Source organism: Streptomyces nigrescens (assembly GCF_027626975.1).
In the GTDB taxonomy this organism is placed as follows: domain Bacteria; phylum Actinomycetota; class Actinomycetes; order Streptomycetales; family Streptomycetaceae; genus Streptomyces; species Streptomyces nigrescens.
Map to the genome: position 1 here is coordinate 7,605,922 of NZ_CP114203.1, position 20,096 is coordinate 7,626,017.

Sequence of the window (20,096 nt, forward strand, 5' to 3'; positions counted from 1 at the left end):
CGTGAGCACCTTCAAGGCCCCCAAGGGCACGTACGACCTGATTCCGCCGCAGTCCGCCACCTATCTCGCGGTGCGCGAGGCGATCGCCGCGCCGCTGAAGAACTCCGGGTACGGCTACATCGAGACGCCCGGTTTCGAGAGTGTCGAGCTGTTCGCGCGCGGCGTCGGTGAGTCCACCGACATCGTGACCAAGGAGATGTACGCCTTCGAGACCAAGGGCGGCGACCAGCTGGCGCTGCGCCCCGAGGGCACCGCGTCCGTGCTGCGCGCCGCACTGGAGGCCAGCCTCCACAAGGCGGGCAACCTCCCCGTCAAGCTCTGGTACTCCGGCTCGTACTACCGCTACGAGCGTCCGCAGAAGGGCCGTTACCGCCACTTCTCCCAGGTCGGCGCCGAGGCCATCGGTGCCGAGGACCCCGCGCTGGACGCCGAGTTGATCATCCTGGCCGACCAGGCCTACCGCGCGCTGGGGCTGCGGAACTTCCGCATCCTGCTCAACTCCCTGGGCGACAAGGAGTGCCGCCCCGTCTACCGCGCCGCGCTGCAGGACTTCCTGCGCGGGCTCGACCTGGACGAGGACACCCGGCGCCGGGTCGACATCAACCCGCTGCGCGTCCTGGACGACAAGCGCGAGTCCGTGCAGAAGCAGCTCGACGGGGCGCCCAAGCTCCGCGACTACCTCTGCGAGGCCTGCAAGGCGTACCACGAGCAGGTGCGTGAGCTGCTGACCGCGGCGGGAGTGGCCTTCGAGGACGACGAGAAGCTGGTCCGCGGCCTGGACTACTACACCCGCACCACCTTCGAGTTCGTCCACGACGGCCTCGGCTCGCAGTCCGCGGTGGGCGGCGGCGGCCGCTACGACGGTCTCTCCGAGATGATCGGCGGCCCCGCGCTGCCGTCCGTCGGCTGGGCGCTGGGCGTCGACCGGACGGTGCTGGCGCTGGAGGCGGAGGGCATCACGCTCGACATCCCCGCCGCCACGGCCGTGTACGCGGTGCCGCTCGGCGAGGAGGCCCGCCGGGTGCTGTTCGGTGTGGTCACCGAGCTGCGGCGGGCCGGTGTCGCCACCGACTTCGCGTTCGGCGGCAAGGGCCTGAAGAACGCCATGAAGTCCGCCAACCGCTCCGGCGCGCGGCTGGCGCTGGTGGCGGGTGAGCGGGACCTGGCCGAGGGCGTCGTCCAGCTCAAGGACCTGGAGAGCGGTGAGCAGACCGCGGTCGCGCTGGACACCGTGGCCGAGGAGGTCCGGCGCACGCTGGGCTGAGCTGCGGGACGGCGGACCCGAGGGGCCCGGACGGCGATCGGCCGGCCGGGCCCCTCGTGTGTGCCGGGTCTTCCGCTGTGCCGGGTCTTCCGCGCCGCCGGACGCCCGGGGTCAACGCCTGCCGTGCGTTCATCCCGGCGAAGGGATTCCGGCCCGGCGGCACCCGCGGTGGCCGGCCGCCGGGCGGGCGGAGAGGGCAGGCGGGAGTGGAGCGAACCTGAGAGAACGCTGTGTGCGGAGGGCTCTTCTTTATGTTCGTCGCACAGTGGGTCATGGTGGAGTTGGGGCAGAATGAACGGCGTGCCCGTGACCGGGCCCGCGCTCAGCCCCATCTCCCGAGGGACCGACGGAACGGCGATATGACGACGACAGAGCTTGACGACGTGTCCACCGACGACGACCGCGTGAGCGGCACGGGCACCATCGGCTCGGGTCGCGGCCTCGCGTTGCTCCTGGTGATCACCGGCGCGCTGGGTCTGCTCGCGGCCTGGGTCATCACCCTGGACAAGATCGAGTTGCTGAAGGACCCGAACTACAAGCCGGCCTGCAGCCTGAACCCGATCATCTCCTGCGGCAACATCATGCAGAGCAAGCAGGCGGAGGTCTTCGGCTTCCCGAACCCGGTCGCCGGTCTGGTCGCCTTCGGCGCGGTCATCGCGATCGGCATGGCCCTGCTGGCCGGAGCCCGCTTCCGCCGCTGGTACTGGATCGGACTGAACGTCGGCACGCTGCTCGGCACGGTCTTCTGCATGTGGCTGATGTCCCAGTCGCTGTACGTCATCAACTCGCTGTGCCTGTGGTGCACGCTGACGTGGCTGATCACGATCCTGATGTTCTGGTACACCACCGTGCACAACCTCAAGCACGGGATCATCCCGGCCCCCGACGGGCTGCGCCGGGCCGTGCTGGAGTTCCACTGGGTCGTGCCGGTGCTCTGGTACGGCGTGATCGCGCTGCTGATCCTCACCAAGTGGTGGACGTACTGGAGCAGCCTGATCTGAGTCCCGCCCCACGCGCTGCCCGCGCCCCGGCCCGTCCTGACGGCGGCCGGGGCGTTGTCAGTGGGGTGGCTTAGGCTCGTGATCGTGGAGCCCGACCTGTTCACCGCCGCTGCCGAAGACCGCCAGGAGAAGGACCCCGCGGGGTCCCCGCTCGCCGTCCGGATGCGCCCGCGCACCCTCGACGAAGTCGTGGGCCAGCAGCATCTGCTCAAGCCGGGCTCGCCCCTGCGCCGGCTGGTCGGCGAGGGAAGCGGCGGCCCCGCGGGGCCGTCCTCGGTGTTCCTGTGGGGACCGCCGGGCATCGGCAAGACGACCCTGGCGTATGTCGTCAGCCAGGCGACGAACAAGCGCTTCGTGGAGCTCTCGGCGATCACGGCCGGCGTCAAGGAGGTCCGCGCGGTCATCGACGGCGCGCGGCGCGCCTCGGGCGGCTACGGCAAGGAGACCGTCCTCTTCCTGGACGAGATCCACCGCTTCAGCAAGGCCCAGCAGGATTCCCTGCTGCCGGCCGTGGAGAACCGCTGGGTCACCCTGATCGCCGCGACGACCGAGAATCCGTATTTCTCGGTGATCTCGCCGCTGCTGTCCCGCTCGCTGCTGCTGACCCTCGAACCCCTCACGGACGACGATCTGCGCGGGCTGCTGCGGCGTGCGCTGACCGACGCGCGCGGGCTGGCGGGCGCGGTGACCCTCCCCGAGGACACCGAGGGGCATCTGCTGCGGATCGCGGGCGGCGATGCCCGGCGTGCGCTGACGGCCCTGGAGGCCGGTGCCGGTTCCGCGCTGGCCAAGGGCGAGAAGGAGATCACCCTCCAGACGCTGGAGGAGTCCGTCGACCGGGCGGCGGTCAAGTACGACCGGGACGGCGATCAGCATTACGACGTCGCCAGCGCGCTGATCAAGTCCATCCGGGGCTCGGACGTCGACGCCGCGCTGCACTACCTGGCGCGCATGATCGAGGCGGGGGAGGACCCGCGGTTCATCGCCCGCCGACTGATGATCTCGGCGAGCGAGGACATCGGCCTGGCCGATCCGACGGCCCTGCAGACCGCGGTCGCCGCCGCCCAGGCCGTGGCGATGATCGGCTTCCCGGAGGCGCGGATCACGCTGAGCCAGGCCACCATCGCGCTCGCCCTGGCGCCGAAGTCGAACGCCGCGTATCTGGCCATCGACGCCGCGCTGGCGGATGTCCGGGCCGGTCAGGCCGGTGCGGTGCCGCCGCATCTGCGCGACGGCCACTACAAGGGCGCCCAGAAGCTCGGCCACGGCCAGGGCTATCGGTATCCGCACGACCTGCCGGGCGGTATCGCGGCCCAGCAGTACGCCCCGGACGAGGTGCACGGCAAGCGCTATTACGAGCCCACCCGCCATGGTGCCGAGGCGCGCTACGCCGATGTCGTCGAGCGGGTCCGGGTGCGCCTGCGCTCCGACTCCGGCGAGAGCGCCGCCGAGTAGCCCCTCCGCCGGCCGGGCCGGGGCCGGTGCATCGGCCTCCCGGGCACCGCCGGCCGGCCGGGCGGCGGCCCCGGACTACTCGGCCGCCGCCTCGAAGAGGAGATGCATCGCCCGCCGCAGCTCCGCCACGTCCCGCACGGGCTCGGGGAAGTCGAACCGTGCGTCGAAGGAGTGCTGCTCGGCGTCCGTGAAGCGGACCCGCAGCCCGAAGCGGTCCAGGCCCACCGGCACGGCCCGGCCGCGCAGCCCGCAGACATCCCCGCGGTCGCCCAGCAGGGCGCACAGCCCGCGCACCTGCTCGCTGTGCGCGGCGTGCAGATGCTGCAGCAGCTCCGCCTCATGGGCCGCCAGCGGATCGGGGGCGGCGTCGGCGAAGTCGTCCGGCTCGACGGACTCGGAGCCCCACAGATCGTCCACCGCGCCCTCACCGACCTCCAGGCGCAGCATCATCCAGGCGGTCCGCCCGTACAGGCCCGGAGCGGGGTCCGGCTGCAGCGCCTCGCCGATGCCGAGCAGCTCACCGACCGGGTGCCGCTCCGCGAGCAGCATCGCGGCCTCGGCGCGCCGCTCGTTGCGGACGGGGGTGAGCCAGCCGGCCACCCAGGCCCTTCCACGGATGCGATGAGGCACCGAAACCGGCGCGACATCCGTGATCTCCATCACGGCTGTCAGGTCGTCGTCCTGTGCGTGTGCCGCCGCCCGAGCCGCCGCGGAGTCGCCGGAAACCAGCAACAGCACGTCTCCGTCGGGTGTCACGGTCCGGCAGACCGGCGCCGAGAGGCCGGTCTCGTCGGGGTCCTCGACACCGGGGATGTTCAGAGACGCCATACCATTGGACTCGACGAGGGTTCGTACGCGCTCGGCGGCAGTGGGCTGCTGGGCGTCTTCCACGGGACGCGGCTGACCCGCCTCGGTGCGGTGTGCACCGGGCAGGGGGATCCCAGGTCGAAACATGCGTTCTCCTCGCGCTAAGGTAAGCCTCACCTAACTTACACGGAGGTCCGTTCCACGTGAACCAGTCGCGTCCCAAGGTCAAGAAGTCCCGTGCGCTCGGCATCGCGCTGACGCCGAAGGCCGTCAAGTACTTCGAGGCCCGTCCCTACCCGCCCGGCGAGCACGGCCGTGGCCGCAAGCAGAACAGTGACTACAAGGTCCGTCTGCTCGAGAAGCAGCGTCTGCGCGCGCAGTACGACATCAGCGAGCGCCAGATGGCGCGTGCCTACGACCGCGCTCGGAAGGTCGAAGGCAAGACCGGCGAAGCGCTGATCATCGAGCTTGAGCGCCGTCTGGACGCGCTCGTCCTGCGTTCGGGCATCGCCCGGACGATCTACCAGGCCCGCCAGATGGTCGTCCACGGCCACATCTCGGTGAACGACCGCAAGGTCGACAAGCCGTCCTTCCGCGTCCGCCCCGGCGACGTCGTGATGGTCCGCGAGCGCAGCCGCGAGAAGCACCCCTTCCAGGTCGCGCGTGAGGGTGGCTACGCCCCCGACGGCGAGACCCCGCGCTACATCGAGGTCAACCTGCAGGCTCTGGCGTTCCGCCTCGACCGGGACCCGAACCGCAAGGAGATCCCGGTGATCTGCGACGAGCAGCTCGTCGTCGAGTACTACGCCCGCTAAGCACCACAGCAGGCGCAGCACCGCGCTCAGCCCGCCGTCTCCCCGCCGCTCGCGGAGGGGGAGGCGGCGGGCTCGTTCGTGTCCGGCGGCACGATCCGTACCGTGCGGTGCGGGGTGGGCACCGGACCGGCGGGCCGCAGGACCCGGGCCACCGTCGCGTCCAGGCCGAGCCGCTCGCCGGTGCGCAGGGCACGCCCGTAGTGCTCGGCACCCAGCCGTTGCCGGGCCTGTTCCTCGCACAGCGCGTGCGGCCGGCGGAAGTAGCGCGAACCGAACAGCGGCAGCCCCACCGACGGCCAGATCCGCCCCGCGGCGCCCTGGAGCACCGCCGCCTCCTCCGCGTCCCCCTCGCCGAGCGTCACCATCGCCAGCAGCTCGATCGCCAGCACCACGCCCAGCAGGTCGTGGAAGGCGTGATGGACGGCCAGGGACTCCTCCAGCAGGGTCCGGGCCCGCTCGCCGTCGCCCCGCGACCAGGACGCGTACGCCAGCACGAACTGGGCGTAGGCCCGCGTCCAGCGCTCCCCGTGGTCCTCACACACCTCCAGGACGTCCTCGCACAGCCGCACCGCGTCCGCCGGCTCGCCCCGGAAGGCCACCGCCATCGCCAGCTCGACCTGCCCCAGCAGCACATTGCTGTTGAGCTCGCCGATCTCCCGGTAGCGCCGCAGCGCCCCGCGCAGCAGTTCCTCGGCGCGCGGCATGTCGTCGCAGACCAGCGCCAGACAGCCGGTGCGGTGTAGCGCGTAGGCGGCCGCGGTGGCGTTGCCGGTCCGCTCGGCCTCGTCGCGGCACTCCTGCAGGGCCCCCAGCGCGCCGACGGTGTCCCCCTGGAGCACCGCGACATAGCCGGCCACCCACAGCGCCTTCAGCCGTGCGTCGTCGTGGTCGCTCTCCAGCTCCAGGGCCCGGTCCAGCCAGTGCCGGCCCTCGGAGAGCCGGCCGCAGCCCACCCAGTAGAACCACAGGGTGCCCGCCAGGTACTGGCCCAGGTGCGTATCGGCGGGGCACTCCAGGCTCTGCTCCAGCGCCACCCGCAGATTGGGCAGCTCGGCCTCGATCCGGGCCGCGATCTCGGCCTGCCGGGAGCTGAACCAGTCCAGTTCGCACCAGGTGGCCAGCCCCAGATACCAGTCGCGGTGCCGGCGCCGCAGCCGGTCGCCGTCCGGGGTCGCCGCCAGCCAGCCCGCGCCGTAGGCCCGTACGGTGTCCAGCATCCGGTAGCGCACCCCGGCCGCGGTCTCCTCCCGCACCAGCACCGACTGGGCGACCAACTCCGCGATGACGTCGAGGAGTTCACCGGCCGGCAGCTCCGGGCCCGAGCAGACGTATTCGACCGCCTCCAGGTCGAACTGCCCGGCGAAGACCGACAGCCGCGCCCACAGCAGCCGCTCCTCGGGTGTGCACAGCTCATGGCTCCAGCCGATCGCGGTACGCAGCGTCTGGTGGCGCGGCAGGGCACCGCGGGCGGTGCCGGTCAGCAGCCGGAAGCGGTCGTCGAGCCGGTGGAGCACCTGGTCCACGGACAGCGCGCGCAGCCGTCCGGCGGCCAGCTCCAGCGCGAGCGGAATGCCGTCGAGCCGCTCGCAGAGCTCGGTGACCGCCGCCTCGTTGGCCGCCCCGACGGTGAAGCCGCCGAGCACGGCCGCTGCGCGGTCGGTGAACAGGGCGGTCGCATCGGCGGTGTTCAACGGCGCCAGCGCCACGTTCTGCTCGCCGGTGAGCCCGAGCGGCCGTCGTCCGGCGGCCAGCACCCGCAGCCCGGGGGCGCGGCGCAGCAGCTCCGCGGTCAGGTCGGCACAGGCGTCGACCAGATGCTCGTAGCCGTCCAGGATCAGCAGCAGTTCCCGGCCGGCGAGGTGGTCGCACAGCGCGGTGCGCACCGGACGGCCGCTGTGGTCGGCCGGCGCCAGTGCCTCGGCGACGGTGTGGTCCAGGAGATGCGGTTCGCGCAGGGACGACAGTTCGACCAGCCACACCCCATCGCAGAAGCGATCCTGCAAGATCGCTGCGCCATGGCCGGCGAGCCGGGACTTGCCGACGCCGCCGAGGCCGGTGAGCGTCACCAGCCGGGCCGATTCCAGATGCCGTGCCAGCGCGGCCAGTTCGTCGTCGCGGCCGATGAAGCGGTTGAGTTCCGCGGGAAGGTTCCCCGGCCTGCCCGGCGCCCGCAGACGCTCGGGAGAAGGGCGGGAGAGGGGACCGGGGCGCGTGAGGCGTCGCATGGCACACGGAGCGTACTCGGCAGGATGCGGACCGTACAATCACGCTGCCGGATTCCCCCGGCGGCCGCTGTGCGCCACCGGGAACGGGGTACGGACGGACAGTCACGGCGCGATAAGGTCAAGGTTGCCGTTCGAGCAGGACAAGAACCAGACCAAACCAGTCGGAGAGTGGTGCCAACGTGTCCGGTGGAGAGGTGGCCGGGATCCTCGTGGCCGTCTTCTGGGCGATCCTTGTGTCGTTCCTCGCCCTCGTGCTGGTGAGGCTCGCGCAGACGCTCAAGGCGACCACCAAGATGGTGGCCGAGGTGTCCGAGCAGGCCGTACCCCTCCTCGCCGACGCCTCCGCAACGGTCCGCTCCGCGCACACCCAGCTGGCCCGCGTCGATGCCATCGCCGCCGACGTCCAAGAGGTCACCGCCAACGCCTCCGCGCTCTCCTCGACCGTGTCCTCCGCCTTCGGCGGTCCGCTGGTCAAGGTGGCGGCGTTCGGCTACGGCGTGCGCCGCGCGATCGGCAAGAAGGGCGAACCGGAGCCGAAGCGCACCGTCGTCCTCGGCCGTACCCTGCCCGGCGCCCGCCGCGGCGGGCGCCGCAACCGTCGCTCCAAGGACTGATCACAGCGATGTTCCGCCGCGCATTCTGGTTCACCACCGGCGCCGCCGCCGGCGTGTGGGCCACCAACAAGGTCCACCGCAAGCTGCGCAAGCTGCAGCCCGACAGCCTCGCCGCACAGGCCGCGGACAAGGCCGTCGAGACCGGACACCGGCTGCGCCAATTTGCATTGGACGTACGAGCCGGAATGGCGGACCGTGAAGAACAGCTGCACGACGCCCTGGGGCTCGGCGAGCCGACCGAGGTGCGCGAGCTGCCGGCACCGCGCCGCGCGGTGCTCGAACCGCAGTACCGAACCACGAGAACAACCGGACACACCGGTCTGACCGGACCGACTGGAAAAGAGGACCACTGATGGAGTCGGCTGAAATCCGCCGCCGCTGGCTGCGCTTCTTCGAGGAGCGCGGGCACACCGTCGTGCCGTCGGCGTCGCTCATCGCGGACGACCCGACGCTGCTCCTCGTGAACGCGGGCATGGTCCCCTTCAAGCCGTACTTCCTCGGTGAGGTCAAGCCGCCCGCCCCGCGCGCCACCAGCGTCCAGAAGTGCGTCCGTACGCCGGACATCGAAGAGGTCGGCAAGACCACCCGGCACGGCACGTTCTTCCAGATGTGCGGCAACTTCTCCTTCGGCGACTACTTCAAGGAAGGCGCCATCAAGTACGCCTGGGAGCTGCTGACCGGCTCGCAGGCGGAGGGCGGCTACGGCCTGGACCCCGAGCGCCTCTGGATCACCGTCTACCTCGACGACGACGAGGCCGAGCGCATCTGGCACGAGGTCGTCGGGGTGCCCAAGGAGCGCATCCAGCGCCTGGGCAAGAAGGAGAACTACTGGTCCATGGGCGTACCGGGCCCCTGCGGTCCGTGCTCCGAGATCAACTACGACCGCGGTCCGGAGTTCGGCGTCGAGGGCGGCCCGGCCGTCAACGACGAGCGGTACGTGGAGATCTGGAACCTGGTCTTCATGCAGTACGAGCGGGGTGCGGGCACCGGCAAGGAGGACTTCGAGATCCTCGGCGAGCTGCCCAGCAAGAACATCGACACCGGCCTCGGCCTCGAGCGCCTGGCGATGATCCTGCAGGACGTCCCGAACATGTACGAGACGGACACCCTGCGCGTCGTCATCGACAAGGCCACCGAGCTCTCCGGCGTGCGCTACGGCGCCTCCGACGCCACCGATGTCTCGCTCCGCGTCGTCGCCGACCACATCCGTACCTCCACGATGCTCATCGGCGACGGTGTCACCCCCGGCAACGAAGGCCGCGGCTACGTCCTGCGCCGCATCATGCGCCGCGCCATCCGCAACATGCGGCTGCTCGGCGCCTCCGGCCTGGTCATCGGCGAGCTGATGGACGTGGTCATCAAGACCATGGGCCAGCAGTACCCGGAGCTGCTGGAGGACCGCCGCCGTATCGAGACGGTCGCCCTCGCCGAGGAGGCCGCCTTCGTCAAGACGCTGAAGGCCGGCACCAACATCCTCGACAGCGCCGTCACCGACACCAAGGCCGCGGGTTCCGCGGTCCTGCCCGGCGACAAGGCCTTCCTGCTCCACGACACCTGGGGCTTCCCGATCGACCTCACCCTCGAAATGGCCGCCGAGCAGGGCCTTTCGGTGGACGAGGACGGCTTCCGCCGCCTGATGAAGGAGCAGCGGGAGCGCGCCAAGGCCGACGCCCAGTCCAAGAAGAGCGGCCACGCCGACCTGTCCGCCTACCGTGAGGTCGCCGACAAGTCCGGCAGCACGGAGTTCACCGGCTACAGCGCCACCGAGGGCGAGTCCGCGATCGTCGGCCTCCTGGTCAACGGCGCCCCGGCCCCGGCCGCCCACGAGGGCGACGAGGTCGAGGTCGTCCTGGACCGCACCCCCTTCTACGCCGAGGGCGGCGGCCAGCTCGCCGACACCGGCCGGATCAAGCTGGACTCCGGCGCCGTCGTCGAGGTCCGTGACGTCCAGCAGCCGGTGCCCGGGGTCACGGTCCACAAGGGCGTCGTCCAGGTCGGCGAGGTGGTGCTCGGCTCGGCCGCGTACGCCACGATCGACGTCACCCGCCGGCGCGCCATCGCCCGCGCCCACAGCGCCACCCACCTCACCCACCAGGCGCTGCGCGACGCCCTCGGCCCGACGGCCGCGCAGGCCGGCTCGGAGAACTCCCCGGGCCGCTTCCGCTTCGACTTCGGCTCGCCGGCCGCCGTGCCCGGCGGGGTCCTCACGGACGTCGAGCAGAAGATCAACGAGGTGCTCTCCCGTGAGCTCGACGTCCATGCCGAGGTCATGAGCATGGAGGACGCCAAGAAGCAGGGCGCCATCGCCGAATTCGGCGAGAAGTACGGCGACCGCGTCCGCGTGGTCACCATCGGCGACTTCTCCAAGGAGCTGTGCGGCGGCACCCACGTCCACAACACCGCTCAGCTGGGCCTGGTGAAGCTGCTCGGCGAGTCCTCCATCGGCTCCGGTGTGCGCCGGGTCGAGGCCCTGGTCGGCGTGGACGCCTACAAGTTCCTGGCCCGTGAGCACACCGTCGTCTCCCAGCTCACCGAGCTGGTCAAGGGCCGCCCCGAGGAGCTGCCCGAGAAGATCTCCGGCGTCCTGGCCAAGCTGAAGGACGCCGAGAAGGAGATCGAGAAGTTCCGCGCCGAGAAGGTGCTGCAGGCCGCCGCGGGGCTGGCCGACGGCGCCAAGGACGTCCGCGGGGTGGCGCTGGCCGCCGGGCAGGTCCCGGACGGCACCTCCGCCGACGATCTGCGCAAGCTGGTGCTGGACGTCCGCGGCCGGATCCAGGGCGACCGTGCCGTCGTCGTGGCGCTGTTCTCGGTCGCCAACGGCCGCCCGGTGACGGTCATCGCCACCAACGAGGCCGCCCGCGAGCGCGGCATCAAGGCCGGTGAGCTGGTCCGTACGGCCGCCAAGACGCTCGGCGGCGGTGGCGGCGGCAAGCCGGACGTCGCCCAGGGCGGCGGTCAGAACCCCGCCGCGGTGCCCGAGGCCATCGAGGCCGTCGAGCGCCTCGTCGGCGAGGCGGCCTGACGCGCGTGAGTGAGATGCGACGCGGCCGGCGCATCGCCGTGGATGTCGGGGACGCCCGTATCGGGGTCGCCTCGTGCGACCCCGACGGGGTCCTCGCCACCCCCGTCGAGACCGTGCCGGGACGTGACGTTCCGTCAGCACACCGCCGGCTCAAGGCGATCGTCGAGGAGTACGAGCCCCTCGAAGTCGTGGTCGGCCTGCCCCGCTCCCTCAGTGGGGGAGAGGGGCCGGCCGCGGCCAAGGTCCGGGCCTTCGCCCAGGAGATGGCCCGGAACATCGCCCCCGTAGGGGTCCGGCTGGTCGACGAGCGGATGTCGACGGTCACGGCCACCCAGGGCCTGCGGGCCTCGGGAGTCCGGAGCAAGAAGGGCCGCTCGGTGGTCGACCAGGCGGCCGCGGTGGTCATTCTGCAGAGCGCGCTGGAGACCGAACGCGTCTCCGGGGAACCTCCGGGCGAGAGCGTCGAAGTGGTCATCTGATCGCGGTACGGTAACGTTCCGCGCGATGTGCGGCGTTCGAACAGCCGCGCGTGCAAGTAGAGGCGGATCGGGTACAGCAAGCGCGCTGCCAGGCCGGAGTGCACCGCCTCTCGGCTCTAGGGGATCGATGACCGAGTATGGCCGGGGCTACGGCTCCGAACCGTGGCATCCCGAGGACCCGCTCTACGGAGACCAGGGTTCCTCCAGAGGCCAGGAGCAGCAGCCTCAGTGGGACGGACAGCAGGCCCACCGGTACCCCCAGCAGCAGGCTGACCCGTATGCCCAGCAGCACTACAACGGCGGCTGGGACGGTGCGCAGGGCGGGCAGCCGCCGTACGACCCGTACGACCCCTACGGGCAGCAGCCGCCGGCCGACCCGTACAGCGGGACGAACCCCGACTACTACGCCGCTCCGGACGCCTATCCGCCGCAGCACCAGCATCCGCACCCGCAGGCGATGCAGGGCCAGCAGGGAATGCAGCAGCAACAGCAGTACCAGCAGCCGCAGCACCCTCAGCACCCGGAGCCGCACTACGACGAGGGCACCGGCGCCGGCGACGACTGGCGGGCCGATCCGGGGCCGCGCGAGCCGGAGCCGGAGCATGCCTTCTTCGCGGACCACGGCGATGACGACGGCCGCGACGACCTCGACCCGCGCGAAGAGGGCCGGGGCGGCCGCGAGCGCCGCGGCAAGAAGAACAAGAAGAACAAGCGGCGCAGCGGCCGGGCCTGCCTGGTCGTGACCCTGCTCTTCGCCGGAGCCGTCGGCACCGTCGGCTATTTCAGCTACGACTTCATCATGAGCCACTTCGGCCCGGCCCCCGACTACGAGGGCGAGGGCACCGGCGAGGTCCAGGTCGACATCCCGGAGAATTCCACGATCCTGCAGATGGGGCTGGCCCTCAAACGGGCAGGCGTGGTCAAGAGCGCCGACGCGTTCTCCGAAGCCGCCATCGACAGCAAGAAGGACAAAGTCCTTCAGCCGGGGACATATTCCCTGCGCAAGCACATGTCCGCGGCCTCGGCCGTCGAGCTGATGGTGGACCCCAAGAGCCGCAACGGCCTCACGATCCGTGAGGGCCTGCGCTCCGGCGACGTCTACAAGCTCATCGACACGAAGCTCCACCTCAAGAAGGGCACGACCAAGGGCGTCGCCAAGACCGAGGCCAAGAGCCTCGGGCTGCCTTCCTGGGCCAAGAATGCGTCGAAGCTGAAGGACCCGCTGGAGGGCTTCCTCTATCCGTCGACCTACAGCGTCGGAGAGAAGGCCAAGCCGGCGGCGGTCCTCAAGCAGATGGTGGCGCGGGCGAACCAGGTCTACGAGCAGCACGACCTGGAGGGGAACGCGCAGAAGCTGCACCTCGAATCGCCGATGCAGCTGCTCACCGTCGCCAGCCTCACGCAGGCCGAGGGCAAGTACAAGCACGACTTCGACCGGGTCGCCCGGGTCGTCTACAACCGTCTCAAGCCGGACAACACCGAGACCTACGGCCTGCTCGACTTCGACTCGACGGTGAACTACGCCAGGTCCCAGAGCACGCTGGACACCGGATCCGTCGACGATCTGCGGAACTTCAACGATCCCTACAACACCTACAAGTTCAAGGGACTGCCGCCGGGGCCGATCGGCAACCCGGGCGAGGAAGCCATCAGGTCGGCGATCGACCCTGCCAAGGGCAACTGGTACTACTTCGTCTCGATCAACCCGGAAAAGACGCTGTTCGCCGAGACGAACGAAGAGCACGAACGAAACCGCCGCATTTACCTCAAGGAACAAGAGAAAGCCAAGCAATGAGCGCCACCCGTCGGGCTGCGGTACTCGGCTCCCCGATCGCCCACTCCCTCTCCCCGGTTCTGCACCGTGCCGCATACGCGGAACTGGGGCTGGAGGACTGGGTGTACGACCGCTTCGAGGTCGACGAGGCGGCGCTGCCCGGGTTTTTCGAGACGCTCGGTCCCGAGTGGGCGGGCCTGTCGCTGACCATGCCGCTCAAACGGGCGGTGATCCCACTGCTCGACGAGATCAGCTCCACCGCGGAGGCCGTCGAGGCGGTGAACACCGTCGTCCTCACCGCCGACGGGCGCCGCCTCGGCGACAACACCGACATCCCCGGCATGGTCGCCGCCCTGCGTGAGCGCGGGGTGCGGCAGGTCGAGCGGGCGTCGGTCCTGGGCGCGGGCGCCACCGCCTCCTCCGCGCTCGCCGCGCTCTCCCGGATCTGCACCGGCGAGGTCACCGCGTATGTCCGCAGCGAGGCGCGTGCCGAGGAGATGCGTGGCTGGGGCGAGCGGCTCGGGATCACGCTCCGCACCGCCGCCTGGGAGGACGCCGCCGCGGCCTTCGAGGCGCCGTTGACGATCGCCACCACCCCGGCGGGGACCACCGACGCGCTCGCCGCCGCCGTCCCCGACCGGCCCGGCACGCTCTTCGATGTGCTCTACGAGCCCTGGCCGACGGCGCTGGCCACGGCCTGGGCCGACCGCGGCGGTGCCGTGGTGGGCGGCCTGGATCTGCTGGTCCACCAGGCCGTGCTGCAGGTGGAGCAGATGACGGGCCGGTCGCCGGCGCCGCTGGCCGCGATGCGCAAGGCCGGCGAGGTGGCGCTCGCCGCCCGCTGACCCGCCCTGCCGGGCCCGGTCCGCCCGGTCCGTCCCGTACGTCCCCGCGCGCCCGGTCCGCACCCTGGACTGGGCGCCGGTCGTCCCGCGCGACGTGGGAGGATCAGGGGAAGACCGTACGCGGATGAGCAGTACATGAGGAGCACCGTTGAGCAGGTTGCGCTGGCTGACGGCGGGGGAGTCGCACGGCCCCGCACTCGTGGCGACGCTGGAGGGCCTTCCGGCCGGAGTGCCGATCACCACGGAGATGGTGGCGGACGCGCTGGCCCGGCGCCGGCTCGGCTATGGCCGCGGTGCCCGGATGAAGTTCGAGCAGGACCAGGTGACCTTCCTGGGCGGCGTGCGGCACGGTCTGTCGCTGGGCTCGCCGGTGGCGATCATGGTCGGCAACACCGAGTGGCCCAAGTGGGAGCAGGTGATGGCGGCCGACCCGGTGGACCCGGAGGAGCTGGCCGCGCTGGCCCGTAACGCGCCGCTGACCCGTCCCCGCCCCGGCCACGCCGACCTCGCCGGTATGCAGAAGTACGGCTTCGACGAGGCCCGCCCGATCCTGGAGCGCGCCTCCGCCCGCGAGACCGCCGCCCGGGTCGCCCTCGGCGCGGTCGCCCGTTCCTTCCTCAAGGAGACGGCCGGCATCGAGATCGTCTCGCATGTCGTCGAGCTGGCCGCGGCCAAGGCCCCGTACGGCGTCGTCCCCAAGCCTTCCGACGTCGAGAAGCTGGACGCCGACCCGGTGCGCTGCCTGGACGCGGACGCGAGCAAGGCGATGGTCGCCGAGATCGACCAGGCCCACAAGGACGGCGACACCCTCGGCGGGGTCGTCGAGGTGCTGGCCTACGGCGTGCCGGTGGGTCTCGGCTCGCATGTGCACTGGGACCGGCGTCTGGACGCCCGGCTGGCCGCCGCCCTCATGGGCATCCAGGCCATCAAGGGCGTCGAGGTCGGCGACGGCTTCGACCTGGCACGGGTGCCGGGCTCGAAGGCGCACGACGAGATCGTCTCCACCGATGACGGGATCAAGCGCAGCTCCGGCCGCTCCGGCGGCACCGAGGGCGGGCTGACGACCGGCGAGCTGCTGCGGGTGCGCGCCGCGATGAAGCCGATCGCGACGGTGCCGAAGGCGCTGGCGACCATCGATGTGACCACCGGTGAGGCGGCCAAGGCGCACCACCAGCGCTCGGACGTCTGCGCCGTGCCGGCCGCCGGTATCGTCGCCGAGGCGATGGTGGCCCTCGTGCTGGCGGACGCGGTGGTGGAGAAGTTCGGCGGTGACAGCGTGCCGGAGACCCGCCGCAATGTGCAGACCTTCCTCGACAACCTGGCGATCCGATGACGTCGCCGGCCGTCGTGCTGATCGGCCCGCCCGGGGCCGGTAAGTCGACGGTGGGCGCGCTGCTGGCCGAGCGGCTGGGCGTCGGCTACCGGGACACCGACGCCGATATCGTCGAAACGGCCGGCCGGCCGATCGCCGAGATCTTCATCGACCAGGGCGAGCCGTACTTCCGCGACCTGGAACGGGCCGCGGTACGTGACGCGCTCGACGGCCACCCGGGCGTGCTCGCGCTCGGCGGCGGCGCGATCCTCGACGAGGGCACCCGCAAGCTGCTGACCGGACTGCCGGTGGTCTTCCTGGACGTCCAGCTCGCGGACGCCGTCAAGCGGGTGGGCCTCGACGCGCCCCGCCCGCTGCTGGCCGTCAATCCGCGCAAGCAGTGGCGCGAGCTGATGGAGCGGCGCCGTCCGCTGTACACCGAGGTCGCGCGCGCCGTGATCGCCACGGGGGAGCGGACCCCCGAGCAGGTCGTCGAGGCGATCCTGGACGCTTTGGAGCTACGCCAGGCCGCGGGAGACGCCCCGCAGGCCGCCCACAGGGAGGAACAGGCATGACGGAGCAGGCCACCCGTATCCAGGTCGGCGGCACGGCGGGCACCGATCCGTACGAGGTGCTCGTCGGGCGGCAGCTGCTCGGTGAACTGCCCGGCCTGATCGGCGACGGGGTCAAGCGGGTCGCGGTGCTGCACCCGGAGGCGCTGGCCGCCACCGGCGAGGCGCTGCGCGAGGACCTGGCCTCCCAGGGCTACGAGGCGATCGCCGTTCAGCTGCCGAACGCCGAGGAGTCCAAGACCGCCGAGGTCGCGGCCTACTGCTGGAAGGCGCTCGGCCAGTCCGGCTTCACCCGCAGCGATGTGATCGTCGGCGTCGGCGGCGGTGCCACCACCGACCTGGCCGGCTTCGTCGCCGCGACCTGGCTGCGCGGGGTGCGCTGGATCGCCGTACCGACCACCGTGCTCGGCATGGTGGACGCGGCGGTCGGCGGCAAGACCGGCATCAACACCGCCGAGGGCAAGAACCTCGTCGGCGCCTTCCACCCGCCGGCCGGTGTGCTCTGCGACCTGGCCGCGCTGGACTCGTTGCCGGTGCACGACTACGTCTCCGGTCTGGCCGAGGTCATCAAGGCCGGCTTCATCGCCGACCCGGCGATCCTCGACCTGATCGAGTCGGACCCGGAGGCTGCCAAGCGCCCGGACGGTGCGCACACCGCCGAGCTGATCGAGCGGGCGATCCGGGTCAAGGCCGAGGTGGTCTCCGCGGACCTCAAGGAGTCCGGTCTGCGCGAGATCCTCAACTACGGCCACACCCTCGCGCACGCCATCGAGAAGAACGAGCGCTACAACTGGCGGCACGGCGCGGCCGTTTCCGTCGGCATGGTCTTCGCCGCCGAACTCGGCCGGATCGCCGGCCGCCTGGACGACGCCACCGCCGACCGGCACCGCTCCGTTCTGGAGTCCGTCGGGCTGCCGCTGACCTACCGGGGCGACCAGTGGCCCAAGCTGCTGGAGACGATGAAGGTCGACAAGAAGTCCCGCGGTGACCGGCTGCGCTTCATCGTCCTGGACGGCCTCGCCAAGCCGACCGTCCTGGAGGGCCCGGACCCGGCCATGCTGCTCGCGGCACACGCGGAGATCGCGGCGTGAGCGAGGGTGAACGGAAGGGGCACGGCATGAGCGGCAAGACCCGGCGGGTGCTCGTCCTCAACGGGCCCAACCTCGGCCGGCTGGGCTCCCGTGAGCCCGATGTCTACGGCGCCACCTCCTACACCGGACTGGTCGAGGAGTGCACCCGGCTCGGCAAGGAGCTGGGGTTCGAGGCCGAGGTCCGGGAGACCAACGACGAGGGCGAGATGATCCGCTGGCTGCACGAGGCCGCCGACGGATCGATTCCGGTCATCATCAACCCCGGTGCCTTCACGCACTATTCGTACGGCATGCGGGACGCGGCAGCCCAGCGCACCGCCCCGCTGATCGAGGTGCACATCTCCAACCCGTACGCCCGCGAGGAGTTCCGCCACAATTCGGTCATCGCGGCCATCGCCAGCGGTACGGTCGCCGGCTTCGGCATCGGCTCGTACCGTCTGGCGCTCCGCGCGCTGGCCGAGGAGCTGGACGGCTGACGCACCCTCGGGCACACCACGGCGCCCCCGGCCGTTCCCGCAGCGAGCGCCGGGGGCAGGAGGCCCTCCGGCCGCGTCCGGGAGGGTACCGTTCGCAGCGGTAGCACCCACGCCGACGGCCGTGGGGCACAACGGCCCCTCCGGGCCGGTGGGTTACCGCACGACGCACCGGGCAGACGGCCCGGCGCCTGGGGGCTCCACCCGGCGTGAGCCGGGGGAGCACCGCACCACGTCGACCGCACGAGACGGAGAGCCACCGGATGCAGTACGCAGTGGGGGCTCCGCTGCCGCCGCCCCGCGGGCAGGCATCAGGACCCGGGGCCGCCATGCACTGGACGCCCAACCCGGGAGGGCATACCCCGCCCACCTCGCCGCAGGCCCCTTCGGCCCCGCCGCCGGCTCCCGCTGCCCCGCCGCCCGCGCAGCAGCCCGCCCCCGGCCAGGGCTGGCACGGGCCCGCACCCCAGCAGGCCCCGCCCACCCCGCACAGCACGGACATCACCGGCCATGTGCCGCTGCCCCCGGGCGCCCCCGTGCCGCTGCCCAGCCCGCCCACCGATGCCGCACCGGACGCCGCGCACACGGCTGTCGCGGTGCTGCTCATCGGCCCGGCCGGGGCCGGCAAGACCAGCGTGGCGCGCCACTGGGCCGACACCCGGCGGGTGCCGACCGCGCACATCAGCCTCGACGACGTCCGCGAATGGGTGCGCGCCGGCTTCGCCGACCCGCAGGCCGGCTGGAACGACCACTCCGAGGCCCAGTACCGCCTCGCCCGTCGTACCTGCGGCTTCGCGGCCCGTAACTTCCTCGCCAACGGCATCTCCTGCATCCTCGACGACGCCGTCTTCCCCGACCGGCCGGTCGTCGGCCTGGGCGGCTGGAAGCGCCATGTGGGCCCCGGTCTGCTGCCGATCGTGCTGCTGCCCGGCCTGGAGATCGTGCTGGAGCGCAACGCCCGGCGCAGCGGCAACCGCCGGCTCTCCGACGAAGAGGTGGCCAGGATCCACGGGCGGATGGCCGGCTGGTACGGCTCCGGCCTGCCGATCATCGACAACTCCCAGCACGACGTCGCCACGACGGTGCGGGTGCTGGACGACGTCGTCGCCCGCAGCATCGCCAGCCCGCCCAACTGGTAGACGGGACGGCACCGCTCCCCCGGGCGGCCCCGCTCGACCGGCCGCCTCGGAGGAGTCGCCGTACGCTCGTGATATGTCCGAGTTGTACGCGGCCCGACGCACGCGTCTGCGCGACCGCGTAGCCGGGGCCGGAAGTGCCGCCGCACTGATCTCGCGCCCCGCGAACGTCCGCTACCTCACCGGCTGTGCGCCGCCCGGCGCCGCGCTGCTGCTGGGACCGGCCGACGATGTGCTGCTGTGCGGCAACCCGCTCAGCGGTGATCCCTCCGAGGGGCGCCCGGCCGACGACGTCCGGGTCTCGGTGCTGCCGACACGGGGCGGCGACCCGGTCGTGGCCGGCGCCGACCTGGCCGCCAAGGCCGGCGCGGACATCCTGGCCGTCGAGGAACACCACCTCACCGTCACCCGGCACCGGGCGCTCTCGCAGGTCGCGCCGCGGCTGCGGCTGAGCGATCTGGCCTGCGCGGTCGAGGCGCAGCGGCTGGTGAAGGACGACGACGAGATCGCCTGTCTGCGGATCGCCGCCGAGATCGCCGACCAGGCCCTGGGGGAGCTCCTGGAATCGATCCTGGTCGGACGCACCGAGCGGCATCTCGCGCTCGAACTGGAGCGGCGGCTGGTCGACCACGGTGCGGACGGCCCGGCCTTTCCGACCTCCGTCGCGACCGGCCCGAACGCCGGCCGCCCCGGGCATCTGCCCACCGACCGGCGGGTCGAGGAGGGCGACTTCCTCAGCGTCGGGCTGGGCGCCAATTACCGCGGCTACCGCTGCGAGATCGGCCGGACCTTCGTCATCGGCACCACGCCCTCGGACTGGCAGATCGAGCTGTACGATCTCGTTTTCGCAGCCCAGCGGGCCGGGCGCGAGGCGCTGGCGCCGGGTGTGGAGTGCCGCGAGGTGGACCGGGTGGCCCGCCATGTACTGGATGCCGCGGGGTACGGGGAGCGGCTCGGACCGTGGACCGGGCACGGTGTGGGACTCGAAATCGATGAGGACCCTCAGTTGTCCCCTGCCGCCATGGGTAAACTGGACGCTTGCGTGCCGGTCACCGTCGAGCCGGGGGTTCACATCCCGGGCCGTGGGGGTGTCCGGATCGACGACACACTCGTCGTCCGCCCCGAGGCGGACGGCGGGCCCGAGCTACTCACGATCACGACCAAGGAGCTGCTCGCACTCTGAGCCGTAGGGTTTCGGCGTGCGCTTCTCC

At 71.6% G+C, this 20,096-nt stretch carries 18 protein-coding genes; 16 read left to right on the plus strand and 2 right to left on the minus strand.

Translation table 11 applies throughout. The annotated features are described in order from the left end of the window. Position 1 precedes the first annotated feature (1 nt). The 3 genes from hisS to STRNI_RS33765 all read left to right on the plus strand — a co-directional run bounded on the left by hisS (position 2) and on the right by STRNI_RS33765 (position 3,720). Positions 2-1,264: a histidine--tRNA ligase gene (hisS, locus tag STRNI_RS33755; protein WP_093644759.1), complete on the plus strand. Its 1,263-nt coding sequence runs from the start codon at positions 2-4 to the stop codon at positions 1,262-1,264. A gap of 359 nt (positions 1,265-1,623) precedes the next feature. Beyond that, the gene (locus STRNI_RS33760) at positions 1,624-2,265 is read left to right on the plus strand and encodes a vitamin K epoxide reductase family protein (RefSeq protein WP_159489753.1); all 642 of its coding nucleotides are present in this window, start codon (positions 1,624-1,626) and stop codon (positions 2,263-2,265) included. Between the two features lie 84 nt (positions 2,266-2,349). Further along, complete coding sequence (locus tag STRNI_RS33765) at positions 2,350-3,720, plus strand: replication-associated recombination protein A (protein ID WP_037740679.1); 1,371 nt, start codon at positions 2,350-2,352, stop codon at positions 3,718-3,720. Positions 3,721-3,795: 75 nt separating this feature from the next. Here STRNI_RS33765 and STRNI_RS33770 read toward each other — a convergent pair whose 3' ends face one another. Continuing rightward, positions 3,796-4,548 carry a DUF2470 domain-containing protein gene (locus STRNI_RS33770; RefSeq protein ID WP_026169280.1) on the minus strand — a complete coding sequence of 251 codons (753 nt, stop codon included), beginning with the start codon at positions 4,546-4,548 and terminating at the stop codon, positions 3,796-3,798. A 182-nt stretch (positions 4,549-4,730) separates the two neighbouring features. Between STRNI_RS33770 and rpsD the strand changes: the two genes are divergently transcribed. Beyond that, the gene (gene rpsD, locus STRNI_RS33775; RefSeq protein WP_018087621.1) at positions 4,731-5,342 is read left to right on the plus strand and encodes a 30S ribosomal protein S4; all 612 of its coding nucleotides are present in this window, start codon (positions 4,731-4,733) and stop codon (positions 5,340-5,342) included. A gap of 26 nt (positions 5,343-5,368) precedes the next feature. On the opposite strand, the gene STRNI_RS33780 is transcribed toward rpsD, so the two are convergent. Continuing rightward, the gene (locus tag STRNI_RS33780) at positions 5,369-7,567 is read right to left on the minus strand and encodes an ATP-binding protein (RefSeq protein WP_277412572.1); all 2,199 of its coding nucleotides are present in this window, start codon (positions 7,565-7,567) and stop codon (positions 5,369-5,371) included. 179 nt (positions 7,568-7,746) lie between these two features. Between STRNI_RS33780 and STRNI_RS33785 the strand changes: the two genes are divergently transcribed. The 12 genes from STRNI_RS33785 (at position 7,747) to STRNI_RS33840 (ending at position 20,068) form a co-directional block, all read left to right on the plus strand. After that, positions 7,747-8,181 carry a DUF948 domain-containing protein gene (locus STRNI_RS33785; protein WP_174876461.1) on the plus strand — a complete coding sequence of 145 codons (435 nt, stop codon included), beginning with the start codon at positions 7,747-7,749 and terminating at the stop codon, positions 8,179-8,181. Between the two features lie 8 nt (positions 8,182-8,189). After that, entirely contained in the window at positions 8,190-8,534 is a 345-nt protein-coding gene (locus STRNI_RS33790) for a DUF6167 family protein (protein ID WP_018087618.1), read from the plus strand. After that, complete coding sequence (gene alaS, locus STRNI_RS33795) at positions 8,534-11,203, plus strand: alanine--tRNA ligase (RefSeq protein WP_018087617.1); 2,670 nt, start codon at positions 8,534-8,536, stop codon at positions 11,201-11,203. The genes STRNI_RS33790 and alaS overlap by 1 nt, the downstream gene beginning before the upstream one ends. A gap of 14 nt (positions 11,204-11,217) precedes the next feature. Further along, positions 11,218-11,682: a Holliday junction resolvase RuvX gene (gene ruvX / locus STRNI_RS33800; protein WP_018087616.1), complete on the plus strand. Its 465-nt coding sequence runs from the start codon at positions 11,218-11,220 to the stop codon at positions 11,680-11,682. 127 nt (positions 11,683-11,809) lie between these two features. Beyond that, a complete protein-coding gene (gene mltG, locus STRNI_RS33805) occupies positions 11,810-13,477 on the plus strand; it encodes an endolytic transglycosylase MltG (protein WP_277412573.1) in 1,668 nt (555 codons plus the stop codon). Continuing rightward, positions 13,474-14,301 carry a shikimate dehydrogenase gene (locus STRNI_RS33810; protein WP_277412574.1) on the plus strand — a complete coding sequence of 276 codons (828 nt, stop codon included), beginning with the start codon at positions 13,474-13,476 and terminating at the stop codon, positions 14,299-14,301. The genes mltG and STRNI_RS33810 overlap by 4 nt, the downstream gene beginning before the upstream one ends. Before the next feature lie 148 nt (positions 14,302-14,449). Then, the gene (gene aroC / locus STRNI_RS33815) at positions 14,450-15,634 is read left to right on the plus strand and encodes a chorismate synthase (protein ID WP_026169279.1); all 1,185 of its coding nucleotides are present in this window, start codon (positions 14,450-14,452) and stop codon (positions 15,632-15,634) included. Further along, complete coding sequence (locus STRNI_RS33820) at positions 15,631-16,188, plus strand: shikimate kinase (protein ID WP_266447333.1); 558 nt, start codon at positions 15,631-15,633, stop codon at positions 16,186-16,188. Before aroC ends, STRNI_RS33820 begins: the two co-directional genes overlap by 4 nt. Continuing rightward, positions 16,185-17,276: a 3-dehydroquinate synthase gene (gene aroB / locus STRNI_RS33825; RefSeq protein WP_018087611.1), complete on the plus strand. Its 1,092-nt coding sequence runs from the start codon at positions 16,185-16,187 to the stop codon at positions 17,274-17,276. The genes STRNI_RS33820 and aroB overlap by 4 nt, the downstream gene beginning before the upstream one ends. Positions 17,277-17,302: 26 nt before the next feature. Then, positions 17,303-17,752 carry a type II 3-dehydroquinate dehydratase gene (gene aroQ / locus STRNI_RS33830; RefSeq protein WP_018087610.1) on the plus strand — a complete coding sequence of 150 codons (450 nt, stop codon included), beginning with the start codon at positions 17,303-17,305 and terminating at the stop codon, positions 17,750-17,752. Between the two features lie 260 nt (positions 17,753-18,012). Further along, on the plus strand, positions 18,013-18,888 hold the full coding sequence (locus STRNI_RS33835; protein WP_093644740.1) for a Pro-rich N-terminal domain-containing protein: 876 nt from the start codon (positions 18,013-18,015) through the stop codon (positions 18,886-18,888). A gap of 73 nt (positions 18,889-18,961) precedes the next feature. Continuing rightward, positions 18,962-20,068: an aminopeptidase P family protein gene (locus STRNI_RS33840; RefSeq protein ID WP_148589804.1), complete on the plus strand. Its 1,107-nt coding sequence runs from the start codon at positions 18,962-18,964 to the stop codon at positions 20,066-20,068. Positions 20,069-20,096: the final 28 nt, after the last annotated feature.